Raw genomic sequence first — 18,183 nt, 5'->3', positions numbered from 1 at the left:
AACTATTTAAAGCTGTATTTGTAAGGTGTCGGCTTTTTCAAAGGCGCCGTAACCTGAAGTGATCACTTTTTCATTTGGGTGTAGGCCGCTGATCACTTGGTGATACGCTTGATTTTTCTTACCAAGTTTTACTTGGCGACGATTGGCGCTCTGTCCATCGGCGCTCAATACAAATACCCAATTTCCACCCGTTTCGACCGTAAATGCGCCGCGTTTTAGCAATAAGGCTTGGTTAATATCGGCGGTGAACATTAGGTCAACATCTAAGCTTTGGCCGCGCTTAACGCCCGCTATAGTCGCTGGTAAGTCCAATTCGACAGTAAATGAAGATTGCTTGACTCTGCTATCGATTTTAGTGATGGCCAAGGCATACTCTTCACCTTCAAAGCTAAGATTGGCTAACATGCCCAGCTGCACTTGATTGAGGTAATACTCATCGACATTGACCACCAATTTATACTTACCAGGGATATCGATACGCCCTAAACGACTGCCCGCCGATTTCGATTCACCAAGCTCAACGTTAAACTCACTGAGGTAGCCATCGATAGGCGATTTCACTAGCAAATTGTCAACATTCTTGCGGGCAAAACTCAAGTTCGATGTGAGCATTTTGGCGCTATCTTCCAGTTGAGTCACTTGTAGCTGACGGATCCCCTCTTCCTGCTGCTGACGCTGTAGCGTTAGCTCTTTACGCTGCTGGTAATATTGAAGATCTTGCTCCAAGTTAAGCAGATGTTCACGTGCCAACACCCCCTGTTCTACCAAAGGTTTTGACTGAGTGATTTTGCGCGACAAATGAGCCAGCTGTAACTCCACTTCTAGTAGATCTCGTTTCAAGTTCAGTCGGTTAGTTTCCATGGTCATTTGTGTGTTGCGCAAAAAGTTTAATTGCTCAGTCACCTGAGCTTCTCGACTCATCACATCAAGTTGCAGCGCAGTATTTGCAAGTCGTAATAATGGCTGGCCCTTTTTGACGTAAGCCCCTTGCTCAACCAACCGCTCTTCAACTCTACCGCCGGCTATTGTATCGAGGAACAAGCTAGTTTTAGGGCTAATGCTGCCACGCAGACGCAAGCTATCAGAAAACCCCCCCTCCTTTACGGTAGATACCGTTAAGCTGGTTAATTTGGTTTTTTGAACTCGCCCCTCTGACTGATTACTTTGCCAGTAGAAAAAAGCACTTATTAAAAGTACCGGCAAGATGGCTCTAACTAGCCATCTGTTCCATTGCTTTGTTTTTGAAGGAGTGACTTGCTTATCCATTTGAAACACCTTTATCTTTCGAATCTTATATTTAACAATCCAAAAGCCATGCCAACAAAATAAAACCAATAAATTCAATAACTAATTTATATGTAACGCTTACATTAATAAGTTGAGTGTCCGGTAACAGCACACTCAATCAAGGCTAACTGTCCATTTTCGGACAATATTCTTGTTTCTAACCTCAATCACAAGTACATTAACTCAACACTTAATTAACACCTATAAGCGATGACTAAGCACATTGGTAGCATTTTGATAGTTGATGACAACGCAGATATTTTGACCGCGTCTAGGTTATTACTAAAGCAACATTATCAACAGGTTAAAACCACTACAGATCCCCATCAGATCTGCCACTATTTGGAACAATTTGATATCGATGTCGTGCTGCTTGATATGAACTTCACCCAAGATGCGATTAGTGGTAAGGAGGGGTTTCATTGGTTACAGCAAATATTGCGACTCAAACCAAGTACCACAGTTATTATGATGACGGCTTATGCGGATCTAAACCTTGCGATTCAGGCAATAAAAGCAGGCGCGGCAGACTTTATTGCTAAACCTTGGCGGAACGAAGCATTATTGGCGGTCGTGGCGGCAGCTTTCACCCATGCAAGCACCAAACGTGAGCGCGACAGCCTCAGTCGACAAAATAGTGGTTTAACGAACGCGCTTTCTGGGCAAACATTTCCTTTTCTCGGTGAAAGCGTTGCAATGCAACGAGTCTTTAGCACCATAGAAAAAGCTGCTAAAACAGATGCTAACATTCTTATTCTCGGCGAGAGTGGTACAGGTAAAGAACTTGCGGCCCGCGCAATACATCAAGCTAGCCAACGAGCTGAAAAAGCATTCGTCAGTGTCGATATGGGCTCAGTATCTGATAGTTTATTTGAGAGCGAATTGTTTGGTCATAAAAAAGGCGCCTTTACCGATGCAAAGCAAGATCGTGTTGGACGTTTTGAGCTAGCCCATAATGGCAGTATATTTCTAGATGAAATCGGTAACCTGCCCCTGTCACAACAAGCTAAACTTTTGGCGGTATTACAGAATCGACAAGTGACGCCAATCGGCAGTAATAAACCAATTGATTTCGATAGCCGGCTCATCTGCGCGACTAACCATGATCTACTCGAAGCCATCGATACCGGTGAGTTTAGGCAAGACTTTCTGTACCGCATAAACACCATCGAGATCCAGCTACCACCGCTTCGCGATCGCGTCGAAGATATTCCGTTATTAGTACAGCACTATTTAACTCACTTTTCGCAAAAGTATCATCGTCAACTCACTATCACTGCCAGTGATTTAAACCGTTTGTGTCTGTATACATGGCCTGGAAATGTTCGAGAATTAGCCCATTCCATTGAACGCTCAGTGATCTTGAGTGAAGGTCACCAGCTTGATATCTCCGCCATCATCAGCAATACCAAGACTCCCTCTAAGAGCCATGATGATGTCCCTCCTCGAGTCACTAGTTTTAATCTGCTGGATGTAGAAAAAGAGACGGTTGCTGCTGCACTACAACATTTTCAAGGCAATGTTAGCAAAGCCGCTAAGGCCCTAGGATTGACACGTGGTGCACTGTATCGCAGGTTAGAAAAACATGAACTTTAAGCATCTGTTGCCAAACCGAGAGAAATTACAACTAATCTGCAAACTCTCAGCCCTGAATTTCCTCTTATTTCTGGCCTCAATCCTATGGTGGCAAAAGGGAGTAACCGCTATTGTCGTGGTGCTGTTGATGTCGACTCTAGGCTTATTCTGGGCTGTGATAGCACAATTTTCAAAACAACAACTGCAGATATCACAAGTATTGAGCGCTATCGCCAATGGTGACACTAGTTTGGGGCTACCTAGCCGTCATCCGTTACATGCCAAGTTTATTAACGTGACTAGCCAACTAAAACACAGCCAGATAGAGGCACAAACTCAAGCCCATTACTTACAAACATTATTAATCCACTTAGATATTGCCATCATAGTGGTGAGTGAGAGTGGGGATATAAGCCAAAAGAACCCCGCCAGCGAACGTCTATTAGGGAGTTTGCCGGGTAATGTCGCTCAGCTATCTCATTTAGGGGAGTGTATTCATCGTGCAATTAAGGATGAGAAGCTAGTCATAAGCTGGCAGAAAGGGGAGCATCAAGATAGGCTTTCAGTCCAGATAACCTGTGTCAGCATTGACGGTAAAGCACTAAAGCTCGTTAGCATTCAGTCTATTTATCTGGCGCTGCAAGCCAAGGAACAACAAGCTTACAAGAAGCTAACTAAAGTACTTACGCACGAGATCGCCAACTCAATTACTCCGTTAACATCGTTATCGCAAACGGCAGTGACATTAGTGCCTTCTAGCCTTTGTTTTGATGATGAGGAGGATAAACAGGATCTGCAGTTAGCGCTCGACACTATCGCTAATCGCACCCAGCATTTGGATGAATTTATTGCTCGCTTTAGATCTTTGAGTCAGCTCCCTCCGCCTAATCTCCATGTCATTAGCTTAAGCAAACTTGTCAGTCGCACACTAAATCTATTTGAACATCAATGGCAGCAACAGAGGATTGAAGTTCAGTTTGATCACCACAGCGACTACCAATTAATGGCGGACGCCGCGCAAATAGAGCAAGTGTTGATAAACCTATTGAAAAACGCTACTGAGGCTATCAGTCAGCAGGCAGAAAAGCGTATTCAATTGAGGTTACATCAAAATGAGCAAGCTCAAGTCAGTTTGGACATTATTGATAGTGGAGCTGGAATTGCAGAGCATGTACTCGAGATGATTTTCGTGCCTTTCTTCACCACTAAGCCGCAAGGGTCTGGCATAGGGCTAAGCCTGTCGCGCCACATTATGATACAGCATGGTGGCGATTTGGCTTACATTAACTCCAAGCAAGGCGCCTGCTTTAGGTTAACGTTTAGTTAGCTGCCGAGGCTAGCAGGGTTCGATAGTGCTTCAGGCAACTTCAATAGCTAAATTAGGCCGATAAAAAAAGCCCAGCACAAATGCCGGGCTTTCTACTTGCTCTATGAGCTTATTACTTAGCAGAGTCTGCTTTCTTCGCCGCCTTTGCGATATCTCGCTCGCGCTTGCTGAACATACGCTCCACAAGAACGAAGAAGATTGGGATAAAGAAGATCCCCATAAAGGTTGAGCTCATCATGCCGCCCAGTACTGCTGTACCGATAGCATTTTGGCTACCTGAGCCGACACCACTACTAATCGCCAGTGGCACAACACCTAGACCAAACGCGAGTGAGGTCATCAGGATTGGACGCAAACGAACTCGAACCGCATGTAGCGTCGCTTCCACTAAACCAGCGCCTTTCTCGTAGTACTCTTTGGCGAATTCTACGATTAAGATGGCATTTTTGGTTGCAAGCCCCACCGTTGTCAACAGACCCACTTGGAAGAATACGTCGTTAGGTAGACCACGACCATTCATCGCAATTAGGGCGCCAATAATACCTAGCGGTATCACTAGAATAACCGCAAAGGGTACCGACCAGCTCTCATACAATGCTGCAAGAACGAGGAAGACCACCACCACCGATAGTGCATATAGCATCGGGGCTTGGTTACCTGAAAGGCGCTCCTCATAAGATAAGCCATTCCACTCAACACCAAACCCTGGTGGTAGCTTCTTGACCATATCTTCGATGATATTCATCGCCTCACCGGTACTAAAGCCTTCAGCCACCCCCCCTTGAATATTCATCGCGGGTAGACCGTTAAAGCGCTCTAGACGAGGGGAACCATATTCCCAAGTACCGGTAGCAAATGCTGAGAATGGTACCATCTCACCTTGATTGTTACGCACGTACCAAGCATCTATGTCTTCAGGCTGCATACGGTAATCCGCTTCACCTTGTACATAAACCTTTTTAACTCGGCCACGATCGATAAAGTCGTTGACGTAATTACCACCCCAAGCTGTACCCAGAACGCTGTTAACGGCATTGATATCAACACCTAATGCGCTTAGTTTGGCATGATCGATATGCACTTGATAAAGCGGAGCATCCTCTTGACCATTTGGACGTACGCCCACAAGGTTCGGATTTTGCGATGCCATGCCCAATAGCATGTTACGTGCTTCAACTAGCTTGTCATGACCTTGACCATTTCTGTCCTGCAGATAAAAGTCAAAACCATTGGCTGTACCGAGTTCGATTACCGCTGGCGGCACGAACGCAAATACAAACGCCTCTTTCATCTGCATAAACATGCCCATGGCACGTCCAGCAACAGACTGCACATCCTGACCAGGATCTTGACGCTCTGACCAATCTTTCAAGCCAACGAACGCAATACCCATGTTTTGGCCGTTACCGGCAAAACTAAAGCCTGAGACACTAAAGACAGATTTGACGTTATCACCTTCAGAATTAAGGTAGAAGTCAGAAACATCAGCCAAAACTTTCTGGGTCGCTTCTTGAGTCGAATTCACCGGCAAAATAGCCTGGGTAAACAAGATCCCTTGGTCTTCATCCGGTAGGAATGCCGTTGGCATACGCATGAAGATCCAGCCCACTGCAACAGTAATGGCAAGATATACCATCATGGTGCGGCCAACGCGTTTAATCATCGCTGCCACACTGGCTTCATAACGCGAGGTTAAGGCATCAAACTTACGGTTAAACCAGCCAAAGAAACCTGTCTTGGTATGGCCTTCACCTTTAGCAATAGGTTTCAGCATGGTCGCACAAAGTGCCGGCGTTAGGATGATCGCTACCATGACCGACAGTGCCATTGCAGACACAATCGTGATAGAGAACTGTCTGTAAATAACACCCGTTGAGCCAGACATAAATGCCATTGGGACGAATACTGCCGACAGTGTCAAACCAATACCCACTAGGGCACCCGTAATCTGATCCATCGACTTCTTCGTTGCCTCGATGGGACTCAGCCCCTCCTCCTGCATCACTCGTTCAACGTTTTCTACCACCACAATCGCGTCATCAACTAACAGACCGATTGCCAATACCATAGCGAACATGGTCAAGGTGTTGATAGAAAAACCCGCTAATGACAAGACAGCGAAGGTACCCAGTAGTACCACAGGGACCGCTATCGTCGGAATGAGCGTCGCGCGGAAGTTCTGCAAGAACAAGTACATGATCAAGAAAACTAACACCACTGCCTCAAGCAGGGTCATCACTACGCCTTCAATTGATTTCTCAACAAAAGGGGTCGTGTCGTAGGGATATACGATCTCCAGCCCTTCTGGGAAAAATGGCTGCAACTCAGCAATTTTGGCGCGCACACCTTCAGCAGTAGCAAGTGCATTAGCACCTGTCGCTAACTGAATACCGACACCCGCTGCAGGCTTGCCGTTGTAGAACGATTCTACCGCGTAGCTTTCTGCACCCAATTCAACTCGTGCAACATCTTCTAGGAAGACTTTCGCACCTGAAGAGTCAGCTTTAAGAATGATTTTCTTAAACTGGTCAGCGGTTTGCAGACGGCTTTGAGCCGATACTGTTGCGTTAAGCTCTTGACCTGCAACCGATGGAGAACCACCCAATTGACCTGCGGAAACCTGTGCATTCTGCTCTTGAATAGAGCTGATAACATCTTGGCTAGTCAGGTTATATTGGGTCAGCTTAAAGGGATCAAGCCAGATACGCATAGCATATTGAGCACCAAATAACTCAATGGTGCCCACGCCTGGAACACGACTAAGTGGGTCCTGAACGTTTGAACCCACGTAATCTGCAATATCATTTTTATCTAGCGAACCATCTTCAGAAACAAAGCCCACCACCATCAAAAAGCCTGCACTCGACTTCGCAACGTTAACACCTTGAGCCTGTACCTCTTGCGGTAACAGTGGCATCGCAAGCTGAAGCTTGTTCTGCACCTGCACCTGAGCAATATCAGGATCGGCCTCTGCATTAAAGGTTAGGGTAATTTGCGCATTACCAAAGCTGTCACTAGTTGAAGATATATAGCGCAGGTTATCAAGACCCGTCATTCGCTGCTCAATTACCTGAGTAACTGAATCTTCCATCGTCTTAGCCGATGCACCAGGATAAACGGCGCTAATGACTACCGATGGTGGTGCAATATTCGGATATTGAGACACCGGCAATCCGAAGATAGATAACACCCCGGCTAGCATCACAATAATGGCGATCACCCATGCAAAAATAGGGCGATCGATAAAGAAACGTGCCATAGCTCTGCCCTATTTCTGTTGTTGTGCTTGAGGTTTCTTATCCGCAGCCAAAGGACCCGCTTTAACAGAGGCTCCTGGACGAATTTTTTGCAGGCCTTCAACAATAAGTTGATCACCCACATTCAAACCATCAGTAATACGCCACTGGTTATCAATAACCTCTGCAGTTGTTACCACACGTGATGCCACTTTACCGTCAGCAATCACCATCGCCACGGCTTGTCCCTTGGTGTTACGGGTAATCGCACGTTGCGGCACCAAAATAGCCTGTGGATCGGTACCAGTATTGAGCACTGCTCGTACATACATGCCAGGTAATAACACACCATCAGGGTTCGGGAACTCAGCACGTAAAATGACTGAACCAGTATTTTCATTCACACTCACTTCAGCGAACTGCAGTAAGCCATCGTGATTATAGGTAGTGCCATCTTCTAGCACTAGCTGCACACCTGCATTAACTGACGCCTGAAGCTGGCCATCTTTTAACTTAGCCTTTAGACGTAGCAGCTGCGCACTCGACTGAGTGATCTCAATATTGATCGGATCAAGCTGTTGAATGGTCGCTAAAGTTTGCGTTTGATTAGCCGTAACGAGTGCACCGGCAGTCACAGAAGACTTGCCTACACGTCCAGAAATGGGAGCACGTACTTCGGTATACTCCAGGTTAATAGTTGCTGTATTGATGGCAGCTTCGGCAACGGTTACACGGGCTAACGCTTCTTTATAAGCCGCGTCCGCTTCATCAAAATCCTGTTCACTGATTGAGTTAAGCTTTACCAACTTCTTAAAGCGCAACGCCTTAGCCTTCGCTGAAACTAAGCTAGCCTGAGCACTGGTTAAATCGGCTTTCGCGCTCACTAACGCAGCATTGTAGGTCGCTGAGTCAATTTGATAAAGCGATTGACCTTTCTCTACGTCTTTTCCTTCAACGAAGCCACGGTTCATGATGATACCGCTAACTTGTGGACGAACTTCCGCTTCCAAATAAGCCTTGCTACGGCCAGGTAACTCAACCAATATTGCTTGAGGTTTCGCCACAATCGTAATCGAGCCTACTTCCATAGGACCACCTGCTTGCTGTCCACCTTGTTCAGGTTTCTGCTCACATCCAGCTATCCATAACGCCACACTTAAAACAGAGGCAATTTTCACTATTTGCCGCATGAGAACTCCTATAAAAGCCATCTACTCGGTAATTGAATTATTTAAAGCATTAACTGCCTTCAATTTAACCTTTGAAAGCATAAATTCTTGTCAGATTAATTAACGTGCCTTTATCTCACAACATCGACTTGTCAACAAGCAGATATACCAGTTTAATTTGTAAGATAATAAGAATTACTTTGTCAAATCAGCCACATATGTTTCACAATTGTTAATCAAACATCTGTTTTACTAATCACGTTATCGCTAAGCTTAGATCCGCTGACATTCAATGGTGAAAATTAACAAGATAAGGCGATTAAAAACCAAAACACAAACATTTCCTCAAGAGCGAAAATATTGCTTACTAAATTCGGTTATCACCGACGCTACAAGCCAAAATCCGACTAATATCAGCCAAACTACGACCCGATTGTTGCTGCCAATGAGTAAACACGGCTTGAACCTGCTTAAGCCCCGCTTTTGAACTAAATCCATAATCCACTAGATTATGCGCTTTAAGATAACCTTGTACCTCACTAGTCAGTAGAAATGTGTCTTTGCCAATAGCGCGCAAAAAATAGGGACCCGTATTGCCACCAAGCCGCGTACCTTTCCGCTTTAAGGTTGCCCATAAACCGGTAATATCTTCGCTTGGCCAACTTGCTACAAACTCGGCAAAACTGCCGTGTTCACGCGCAATGTTGTTGACCATATGAGCATTGTCATAAATTGCCATGGTTTTTTTAAGATGCCTGATGAGAACTACATCACTGGCTCTGTCCTGCAACTGCTCAGGGGACAACATCAACACCTTAAAAGGCTCAAAATTAAAAAAAGATTTTTCGTATGCGGGCCACTTAGCCTCAACTATTCGCCACACAAAGCCGCTCTGAAATACCTTTTTACTCATCTCAGACAACAGCTGAGCATCGCTGTATTGACCAATTTCATCTTCTGTCAGACTGGTAGACATTAACTGCTCTAGCCCGGCGCTACCGCCTTTACGCTCTGATGCTCGTGCATATATTGAAGCAAATGTTTCAATACGACTCATCTGTTCTCCTATCTATCATTTTTAATCTCTAACCCGCTGAGAGGTGTGACTTTATCAAGATAACTCATAGTGTATGCCACGAACATGGCAAACGCTGTACATTGTTAGGAGCCATTTTAGCAACTAAAGTTAATGCTAATACTTTCGATCGGAGCCTATAACGAACATGGATCTGTATTACCACCCTCTATCACGCCAATCACAAAAGGTACTCATTGCCTTTTATGAGAAACAAGCCCATTTTTATCCGCATATTATTGATCTAGCGGATCCCTACGCGAGACGCGAATTTCAGCGAATGGATGCTAGTGGCCAGCTACCTTTACTTAGAGTGACATCGGGTGAAATCATCCCTGACGCGAGTATTATTGTTGAATATATTGATGCCAACATTGAACAAGGTACGCAACTCATTCCAGCGCTAACCAAGGATGCATTGCAAGTAAGACTTTACGATAAGCTCAGCGACACACGGCTCGACACAGTGATCGACCATTGGCAAATAGCCAAGCATCAAAAGCGGAGTAATCAAATTAAGGTCAAACAAATTGAAAATGAGTTGCTCACAACACTGGATACCTTGGACAGGCGTCTCGCCACATACCATTGGTTATGTGGCGACCGCTTCAGTTTAGCCGACTGCGCAACAATCCCCTGTTTGCTAGCTTTAGATACTGAATTTAACCTACTCGACTATGAACATTTAGGCCGCTATTGGATCCAAGCCAAACTACGTGGCGCTGTCAATCAGGTTCAAGAGGAAGTTGCACTGACGCTGGCTCGAACAGGCTGTGACCAATAGCTAACTATTACGCTCTTTTTTAAGCTGTAAAAACTGCTTCCATTTCACCACTTCGGCTGGCATTTCTGGCATAGGATCTTTGAAGTTAACCTCTTGCAACATGTCAGCAATAGGCACTTGCTTACGTTTACAGATGAATACGCCACGAACGAGGGCGATACAATGTAGGCCACGCTCACTGACAAAACGCTGTTCAATGTAAAAGTACTTCTCGTCCCAAGCGACCAACTTGGTTTCAATTTCAAACTTAGCCCAAGGCTTAATATCGCGGATATAGGTAAAGGCAGCTGCATTAACAATTGGCATCCAACCTAGCTTGATGAAACGCTTTAGGAATCCCATCTCTGCCATCATATAAGTTCGGGCCAGATCCATAAACGCCGGGTAGCGTGAGTTTGTCAGATGAAAATTGATATCACAATCTGACGGCATCGCACGATAAGTGAGTTTACTGGTCCCTAGAAAACCAATTTTGTTGCAGTGACGGGTGCGCCATGCAAACAACCAAAAAAGCCTAAAATAGAGATTCATTTACTGCTTAACCTACATCCTTGATAAATAAGAGCGGCAAGGCTAGCAGAGGTCATACCTGATAACAAGCGCGACTCAAATCTCATTTTAGTTAACACTATTATAACTATGACCCAGATATTTGGAGTCGAGCTAACGTGTATCCTTTAAGGCTCGACGGTCTCCATCTTGAAAGACTAATATCTGCCAGCAATAATTTTTACAGCCTTAATCGCTAATCTTCTATTAAAACCTAGTCAATTGTATCTAACCTCTCGTCAAAGTTACGTCAAAAATATAGCCAAATAGAAATATTTTATCTTTTTGTTAACTGCTTGGAATATTTTGTTCGGCAAAGTTTAACAATGTAATGCTTTTGAGTATGGTGAGCGACAAAGCTCGAAGGAGGATAAAAGGACAACCTTGATGACTTCTTACTATGGCTTCTATAACCATATTACTCAAGATTTTCGATGAAAGGTTCGTGGACGCATGCAAAATATAGAAAGCGATGATTTAGCAGAATTTGTCATTTCTCCTTTAATATTGCAGTCAATAAAGCCTGAGATATCGCAGCACGGTTTTGGTGGGTTTTGGTTTCAAGGTATCCCAAATAGGGCATATCAAGATTACCTGCACAATAGTAAGACAAGCATCTTAACGAGACGCATGTTGCATAGTTCAGGAGGGGTATATAGTTCGTCACACACCGTCCAAAAAATACAGCGCCATTACATCGACCAAGTTGCCGCTAGAGACGTTAATTTTAGCTTAGCCTTGAAATTAGAACAGCCCTATTACTATCAATTATCTGAAGGTGGACAAGCCAATAAAGCGAATAAACTGTTTAGCTCTTACGGGATAAAAACGGTACTCAGTTATCCGATGCGTCATTACGCATCAGAGGCTTGGTGCGGACGTTTCACCCTGCTGTCTAAAGAGGGAGATCTTCACCCTAAGCTTGCCGATCTAGAGACTTCACTGAAGCGGGTTCAGTCAACACTATTTGAACATCTCCATCATGAGTTAAATCCCTATAGGCAGGTGTCGCTTTTTAACCAAACCGCGTTAAAAGCATTAAAAATGGTCGCAAGTGGATTACAGAATTCTGAGATATCGGAGGAGCTTCACATAACTATTCGTGGAGTGGAATATCATCTAGAGTCTATGCGAAATAAGCTGTCGGCAAGTAACCGTGCGAACCTGGTTCATATTGCCCATCAGCTGGAGATTATATAACCCATGTTGGTATTACTCGTTGAAGATAACCATTTACTGGCAAAAAATATTATTCATTACCTAGAACTCATCGATATCGAATGTGATTACGCCAGTTCGTTAGCACAAGCAGATAGCCAAGTTTATAACCGTCCTTATGATGCCATTATTCTCGATCTGAACTTACCTGATGGTGACGGCCTTGAAGCATGCAAGCAATGGAAAGATCAGCGCGTGGTTTCACCAGTGATCATGCTTACGGCTCGTAGTGGGTTACAGGATAAATTGTCAGGTTTTGAGGTAGGTGCGGATGATTATTTAGTCAAACCATTTGCAATGCCGGAATTAGTTGCCAGATTACGCGTCGTAGCTGAGCGAAGGCCAGCACCTAAAGTACTTAAAATTGGTGAACTTGAGTTTGATTTTGCAGGCCATCGCGTGCACCGCTTAGGTGAGGAGTTAGCGCTATCTCGAACAGGCTGGCAGATACTATCTTTGCTCGCTAGGAGAAGCCCTGAAACCGTAGAACGTGAAGAGATTGAGCGCATATTATGGCCAGATAGCTTGCCTGATAGTGATAGCTTAAGAAGTCACATGCACCTGTTGAGAAAAGTTGTTGATAAGCCCTTTAAGCATCAATACCTTCATACAATAAGAGGCGTGGGTTTATGTCTAAAGGCTGGCGTTAATGAAGCATAAGATGAACTTAAAGCGTGTCTACCAGTGTTATGGCGTAGTCTTCTTAGCGGTCACTTTATTGATTAATATATTTATTCCGCTATGCATGATGTGTACAGGCATGTTTAGTATGCATAACATCACCATGAAAAGTGCGGCTCAGGCGGCAGAACAGTATCTGGTAGAGACAGGTAACCTCTACCAAACAGACAATATTAAAATATATAGGGATTGGGACAGCGCTCCAGAGCAAGTTAAATCAATTACTAATGGCATTAAACCGACTGCGCTAAATGAAGTTGAATACCATCACCACAACGGTCAATTCATCGATGCATTGATGGTATATGAGCAGAGTTCAGGTGAGAATTTATATGTTTGGTTAAACTATAATGCCACTCATGATCTGGAGTTTGCGCCTAAGAATATGGCGGCCATCGCCTTATTGATCACTATGACCTTTGGTGTGGTAGCTAGCCTTGCTTTATATATGCAAAGTCGAGTTATCTCTCCAGTGCATCAGATCAGTCGCGCGATTAAACAGCATGACTGGCAAAAAATGCAAAGCCTGAATTTTCCCCAGCAATGTTATGCAGAGTTGCAATCGATAGTCGACGCTCTGGATATCTCTATTAAACAATTGAAAGAAGCGCAGCAAAGGGAGTTATCTTTTTTGCGTTTTGCTAGCCATGAACTACGTACCCCTATAGCTATCTGTCAATCCTCTTTCGATATCCTAACCCTGCAGCATGGTCAACTTGAGGGACCAACCTTACATGCCAGTCTGGCGACTCGCCAGATGAAGTCTATAACTGAAACCTTGCTGTGGTTAATGAGCTCAGAGTGTACTTCGATGCATCACAGCAAAGTGAATCTGGCAGAGCTATTGCGGCAGGTGATCAGTGATCAACAAGCGGCAAAAGGGGATTATTTACCGATTGAGTTGATTTGTGACGATACTGAGATGACGGTGCAGAAAGATCCACTGACCATTATTTTAAATAACTTAGTACGTAATAGCTTAGAACATGGAGCCCAAGGCGTAAGGATAGTGCAATCAAATCATACTATTGAAATTGCGAATTCGATGTCACCGCAAAATAGTAGTGGCTTTGGATTAGGGTTAATGCTGGTAGAGCGCTTAGCTCACCAGCTAGGGTGGACATATCACTCTGTCAGGGAGGAAAATCAATTTATAGCGCTATTAAAGGTTAACTCTTAGGCTATATTATTGTTCAGTTTCTATATTGTTAATTTAAAAGTGGAGATAATTTAATATTATCTCCACTTTTTTGTTTTTAATTTATATCAAGTTAAAGGTTGGTTTTCTTATATTTATTTTTTTGACATGATTTTCACGTTATAAATTTTATTGATTTAATATTTTGACGTAAATTTCACTTTGTATATTTCTAATTGTCGCCTATTTTTAGACTTTTTAATTGTTTTTGATGTTTTTACTTCCTTAAACCACAGCGCTTACTAAATATTGAGCAGATGGAGATACCGCTCACAAAGTATATTGCTAGGTTCTTTAATCTGTTGCTAAATAATATGATTAAGGAACTGTTATATGAAGAAGCAACTCATTTCAGCACTCTCTGTTTTTCTGGTGGCACCAGCGATGTCTGCAACCTCATTAGATATTGGCTATAAAGCTTATACCTCAGATACTAAGGATGACAATGGCGGCGCTTACGATCAACCTTTCGTTAAATTAACTCATTTCGATAAAGCGGATTGGGGAACACTGCTTGCGTATATTAAATTAGAAAACCCTGGAGAGATAAAAGATGCTCAAAATGATGCCGATGGTAAGTTAACAGTTAAATCTTTAATTATTGTCGATAAGCAGATCTCTGATTCTAAATATAATTATTGGATGCAAAACTTCTTGGTCTCCAACCGTACCGTGATGGAGGACAACCTATATCTGGGTGTGACGACAAACCGTAAATATGGCGGTCTCTTTCTTAATGCGGGCGTGGGTGTGAACTATACCGCGGCAAGCTTAGCGCCAACTGGAGCAAGCTTCGATGGTATCAGTGGCTATGCCGCGGTGATCAATGCCCGCTACCCTTTCTCTGCGATGGGGCTCAAGCACTCTCTATCTGTTAACTATGAAGGGCAATTTGATCGTGATGAGGAGCATATGAGTACCTTAGGTTACGCCAGTTATGGTCATCAGATCATCACGACGTTGAAAACAAGTATGACCGACTCTTTCTATACCAAATTACATATGACCCATTTCGACAGCTGGGGCGCAACCCCTAATGATGGCATCGAATATGGCGTAGCGGTTGGTTTCACCTTCTAGTATCAGTTTGACCCAATAGGAATAACACAGTGATTAAAAAAACAATACTCGCCAGTGCCATCATGGCATTGGTTATGGGCTGCTCAGTAAAAGAGAGCGAACAATTAACTAAGACAGAAGGATCTGCATTCGGTAAACATGGCGAAATTCAGGTTCAGACTGAGACTAAAAATGGTCAGTTAGTTGATATCAGTATTCTTAAGCAGAACGAAAATAAGGTGTTAGCTGCATCGGTATTTACCGAAATGAAAGATGCGATGATTGCCAATAACAGTACCCAAGTTGATGGGATCAGTGGTGCGACAGTTACAAGTAGTGCTTTTAAAGAGGCTGTAGAGAGCTCTTTGGCTGCCGCAGGTGTCACCTTGGTTGCAGGCTTAGCCAAAAGTAATGATAAACCACAACTGCAGCTTGCCAGTGAACAGAACTTCGATGTGGTGATCATTGGCTCTGGGGGGGCGGGTTTCAGCGCGGCGATAACAGCAAAAAATGCCGGTGCTAATGTGGTGATTATTGAGAAGATGCCAACAGTTGGTGGTAACAGTTTGATCACTGGTGGCCAGATGAACGTGCCGGGTAACTGGGTGCAGAAGAAGATGGGTATTGAAGACAGTATCGAACTGTTTGTTAAAGATACCCTTAAAGGTGGTGACTACCTGGGAACCCCAGAGATGGTACAGATCTTGGCCGAGCAGGCTCTCCCTGCAGCTGAGTGGCTTAGAGACTATATCAAGGTCGATTTTTACCAAGATCAACTATTTCAATTCGGTGGTCACAGCGTAAAGCGTGCCTTGATCCCGCGTAACCATACTGGTGCCGAATGGATTAGCAAGTTCATGGCTAAAACTGATGAACTGCAGATCCCAATCCACACTCGTACTACAGCTACAGCACTGATTAAAGATCAGAGCGGACGCGTTATCGGTGTAGAAGCTGAAAAGAATGGACAGGTAATTAGCTATTACGCCAAGCGTGGGGTGATCATGGCAACCGGTGGCTTCGGTGCAAACGTTGAAATGCGTACCAAGTATGTTCCAGAACTGGATGATCGTTATGGCACCACCAACGCTCGCGGAATTATGGGTGACGGTATAGTGATGGCTGAGAAGCTCAATGCTGGCACGCATAACATGGAATCAATTCAGACCTACCCTATCTGTCATATCGATACTGGCGTGATCTCTTTGATCGCAGACTCACGTTTCTTTGGCGCCATCGTAGTCAACAAAGAGGGTAATCGATTCGTTGAAGAGCTGGAGCGTCGTGATGTGATCAGCCGTGCAATCTTAGCCCAGACAGAGCAACAAGCTTACGTTCTATGGGGCGGTGAGATTGAGGATATTGCCGGTGTTGTCGGTGTCCACAAAGATGAGTTCGGTGAGCTAAACCGCAAAGGCATGATGTTTAAGGCTGATTCAATCGAGGAGCTTGCTGGTAAGTTTGGTATAGATGAAAAGGCACTTATGGCTCAGGTTGGCCGTGTTAATCAGTTTGCAACTGCGGGTAATGATAAAGAGTTTAACCATCGTGGTGGACTCAAGACTATCATGAAGCCACCTTTCTATATGTTAGTTGCTAAACCTTCTGTTCACCACACTATGGGTGGCTTGATAACTGATACTCATACTCGAGTATTGGATACCCAAGGTAAAGTGATTGCAGGCTTGTTTGCTGCTGGTGAAGTGACCGGTATGACTCATGGTTCTAACCGCTTAGGTGGCAATGCAATTACCGATATTACTGTGTTTGGACGCATTGCTGGTAAAGAAGCAGCGGCTCAATAAGTAATAACTTTGCAGTAGAAATGATAAGCCGATCTAATGGATCGGCTTTTTTATTGTTGCTAACAACAATTATTAATGGGAGAGATTTTTGACTGAATCTGGAGACTCATTATGAAATATCTGACAGTGGTTTGGCTAATGTTGATATCTGCTCCCCAAGCTTGGGCACATATCAACATTGGGCAGATAACCGGTAATACCATGGGGACAACCTACACCATACAATTGCGACTAGAGGATTCGAACGCAACGAAGTCTGAGATAAAAGCCTCTGTTGAGCAGGAGTTGGAGCGAGTCAATGATGCTCTATCTGTGTTCCGTGTAGATTCTGAAATATCGAGCCTTAATGATAATGACACTGGTGTTGCTATTCCTGTATCTAAGTACCTTTGGGATGTACTGCAGATAGCACAGAGTATATCAGCGCAAACAGATGGCGCGCTTGATGTTACATTAGCACCACTGATAGAGTTCTGGGGTTTTGGTGTTAAAGACAGAGATTTGCAGCATAAAAATCGCGGTCAGTTAGAGCTTGCTCGCTCTAAAACGGGGATGACTGGATTTAGCTTAGACCCTAGTTCAGACTCTGTGACCAAGGCGATACGGGGACTAGAGATAAACCCCTCTGCGGTCGCGAAAGGCTATGGCGTTGATTGCATTGCCAAGTTACTCGATGGCTTAGGCGTGGAGCATTACCTGGTTGAGATAGGCGGGGAGTTGCGGACTCGAGGGGCCGGCGTAAAGGGTCGCTATTGGCAAGTTGCAGTGACGCGTCCAGAAAAATTTAGCCTTGAGATACAGGCGCTGATAAAACTGCAAGAGATGTCGTTGGCGACATCTGGGAGTTACGTTAATTTTATCGACAGTGGTGATAGAAGGTTGAGTCACATTATCGATCCGACCAGCGGGCTACCGGTTCAAACTAGCGTGATCTCGGTGACGGTACTTCACCCACAATGTGCAGTGGCCGATGGATTTGCAACCGCTATGATGATTTTAAGTGTGGAACGATCAATACAGATTGCCAATAAACTCGAACTACCCGTGATGATCATCGAGCAGACAGATAGCGGACTGCAAACCCACTACAGTGACAGCATTCATCGATACATAACACAATGAGGGGATGATTATTGATGGCATTTGAACAAACAATGCGCTTGATTATTAGCCTAAGTACATTAGTATTGCTGCTATGCAGTCTTTCCCTAACACTACTG

At 44.3% G+C, this 18,183-nt stretch carries 14 protein-coding genes; 9 read left to right on the top strand and 5 right to left on the bottom strand.

Annotation, left to right across the window (positions count from 1 at the left end):
- Positions 1 to 6: 6 nt before the first annotated feature.
- A complete protein-coding gene (locus JK628_RS00980) occupies positions 7 to 1,266 on the bottom strand; it encodes an efflux RND transporter periplasmic adaptor subunit (RefSeq protein ID WP_202287432.1) in 1,260 nt (419 codons plus the stop codon).
- Positions 1,267 to 1,497: 231 nt separating this feature from the next.
- Here JK628_RS00980 and JK628_RS00975 point away from each other — a divergent pair, with 231 nt between their 5' ends.
- Positions 1,498 to 2,883: a sigma-54-dependent transcriptional regulator gene (locus tag JK628_RS00975; protein ID WP_202287431.1), complete on the top strand. Its 1,386-nt coding sequence runs from the start codon at positions 1,498 to 1,500 to the stop codon at positions 2,881 to 2,883.
- Positions 2,884 to 3,010: 127 nt separating this feature from the next.
- A complete protein-coding gene (locus tag JK628_RS00970) occupies positions 3,011 to 4,189 on the top strand; it encodes a sensor histidine kinase (protein WP_202287430.1) in 1,179 nt (392 codons plus the stop codon).
- Between the two features lie 112 nt (positions 4,190 to 4,301).
- Here JK628_RS00970 and JK628_RS00965 read toward each other — a convergent pair whose 3' ends face one another.
- From JK628_RS00965 to JK628_RS00955, 3 genes are all read right to left on the bottom strand, one after another.
- Positions 4,302 to 7,448: an efflux RND transporter permease subunit gene (locus JK628_RS00965; protein WP_202287429.1), complete on the bottom strand. Its 3,147-nt coding sequence runs from the start codon at positions 7,446 to 7,448 to the stop codon at positions 4,302 to 4,304.
- 9 nt (positions 7,449 to 7,457) lie between these two features.
- Positions 7,458 to 8,615: an efflux RND transporter periplasmic adaptor subunit gene (locus JK628_RS00960; RefSeq protein WP_202287428.1), complete on the bottom strand. Its 1,158-nt coding sequence runs from the start codon at positions 8,613 to 8,615 to the stop codon at positions 7,458 to 7,460.
- Positions 8,616 to 8,961: 346 nt separating this feature from the next.
- A complete protein-coding gene (locus JK628_RS00955) occupies positions 8,962 to 9,651 on the bottom strand; it encodes a DNA-3-methyladenine glycosylase I (protein WP_202287427.1) in 690 nt (229 codons plus the stop codon).
- A 166-nt stretch (positions 9,652 to 9,817) separates the two neighbouring features.
- Here JK628_RS00955 and JK628_RS00950 point away from each other — a divergent pair, with 166 nt between their 5' ends.
- A complete protein-coding gene (locus tag JK628_RS00950; protein WP_202287426.1) occupies positions 9,818 to 10,453 on the top strand; it encodes a glutathione S-transferase family protein in 636 nt (211 codons plus the stop codon).
- Here JK628_RS00950 and JK628_RS00945 read toward each other — a convergent pair whose 3' ends face one another.
- The gene (locus tag JK628_RS00945; protein ID WP_202287425.1) at positions 10,454 to 10,984 is read right to left on the bottom strand and encodes a thioesterase family protein; all 531 of its coding nucleotides are present in this window, start codon (positions 10,982 to 10,984) and stop codon (positions 10,454 to 10,456) included.
- 471 nt (positions 10,985 to 11,455) lie between these two features.
- Between JK628_RS00945 and JK628_RS00940 the strand changes: the two genes are divergently transcribed.
- From JK628_RS00940 to JK628_RS00915, 6 genes are all read left to right on the top strand, one after another.
- Complete coding sequence (locus JK628_RS00940) at positions 11,456 to 12,202, top strand: response regulator transcription factor (RefSeq protein ID WP_202287424.1); 747 nt, start codon at positions 11,456 to 11,458, stop codon at positions 12,200 to 12,202.
- Between the two features lie 3 nt (positions 12,203 to 12,205).
- Positions 12,206 to 12,880 (top strand): response regulator transcription factor, encoded by a 675-nt coding sequence (locus JK628_RS00935; protein WP_202287423.1) that lies wholly within the window; start codon positions 12,206 to 12,208, stop codon positions 12,878 to 12,880.
- Positions 12,870 to 14,081, top strand: a complete 1,212-nt coding sequence (locus tag JK628_RS00930) for a sensor histidine kinase (protein ID WP_202287422.1) — start codon at positions 12,870 to 12,872, stop codon at positions 14,079 to 14,081. Before JK628_RS00935 ends, JK628_RS00930 begins: the two co-directional genes overlap by 11 nt.
- 351 nt (positions 14,082 to 14,432) lie before the next feature.
- Complete coding sequence (locus JK628_RS00925) at positions 14,433 to 15,179, top strand: outer membrane protein OmpK (protein ID WP_202287421.1); 747 nt, start codon at positions 14,433 to 14,435, stop codon at positions 15,177 to 15,179.
- A 29-nt stretch (positions 15,180 to 15,208) separates the two neighbouring features.
- Positions 15,209 to 16,963 carry a flavocytochrome c gene (locus JK628_RS00920; RefSeq protein WP_202287420.1) on the top strand — a complete coding sequence of 585 codons (1,755 nt, stop codon included), beginning with the start codon at positions 15,209 to 15,211 and terminating at the stop codon, positions 16,961 to 16,963.
- A gap of 111 nt (positions 16,964 to 17,074) precedes the next feature.
- A complete protein-coding gene (locus tag JK628_RS00915; protein ID WP_202287419.1) occupies positions 17,075 to 18,085 on the top strand; it encodes an FAD:protein FMN transferase in 1,011 nt (336 codons plus the stop codon).
- Positions 18,086 to 18,183 lie beyond the last annotated feature (98 nt).

It is taken from the genome of Shewanella sp. KX20019, assembly GCF_016757755.1.
Taxonomy (GTDB): domain Bacteria; phylum Pseudomonadota; class Gammaproteobacteria; order Enterobacterales; family Shewanellaceae; genus Shewanella.
The sequence above is the reverse complement of the archived record's forward strand: the minus strand, read 5'-3'. Positions and strand labels throughout refer to the sequence as shown.

Coding starts and splice junctions, on each gene's coding strand:
- JK628_RS00955 (WP_202287427.1), bottom strand. CDS start 9,651: ATGAGTCGTATTGAAACATTTGCTTCAATATATGCACGAGCATCAGAG.
- JK628_RS00935 (WP_202287423.1), top strand. CDS start 12,206: ATGTTGGTATTACTCGTTGAAGATAACCATTTACTGGCAAAAAATATT.
- JK628_RS00970 (WP_202287430.1), top strand. CDS start 3,011: ATGTCGACTCTAGGCTTATTCTGGGCTGTGATAGCACAATTTTCAAAA.
- JK628_RS00960 (WP_202287428.1), bottom strand. CDS start 8,615: ATGCGGCAAATAGTGAAAATTGCCTCTGTTTTAAGTGTGGCGTTATGG.
- JK628_RS00930 (WP_202287422.1), top strand. CDS start 12,870: ATGAAGCATAAGATGAACTTAAAGCGTGTCTACCAGTGTTATGGCGTA.
- JK628_RS00940 (WP_202287424.1), top strand. CDS start 11,456: ATGCAAAATATAGAAAGCGATGATTTAGCAGAATTTGTCATTTCTCCT.
- JK628_RS00975 (WP_202287431.1), top strand. CDS start 1,498: ATGACTAAGCACATTGGTAGCATTTTGATAGTTGATGACAACGCAGAT.
- JK628_RS00980 (WP_202287432.1), bottom strand. CDS start 1,266: ATGGATAAGCAAGTCACTCCTTCAAAAACAAAGCAATGGAACAGATGG.
- JK628_RS00915 (WP_202287419.1), top strand. CDS start 17,075: ATGAAATATCTGACAGTGGTTTGGCTAATGTTGATATCTGCTCCCCAA.
- JK628_RS00945 (WP_202287425.1), bottom strand. CDS start 10,984: ATGAATCTCTATTTTAGGCTTTTTTGGTTGTTTGCATGGCGCACCCGT.
- JK628_RS00965 (WP_202287429.1), bottom strand. CDS start 7,448: ATGGCACGTTTCTTTATCGATCGCCCTATTTTTGCATGGGTGATCGCC.
- JK628_RS00950 (WP_202287426.1), top strand. CDS start 9,818: ATGGATCTGTATTACCACCCTCTATCACGCCAATCACAAAAGGTACTC.
- JK628_RS00925 (WP_202287421.1), top strand. CDS start 14,433: ATGAAGAAGCAACTCATTTCAGCACTCTCTGTTTTTCTGGTGGCACCA.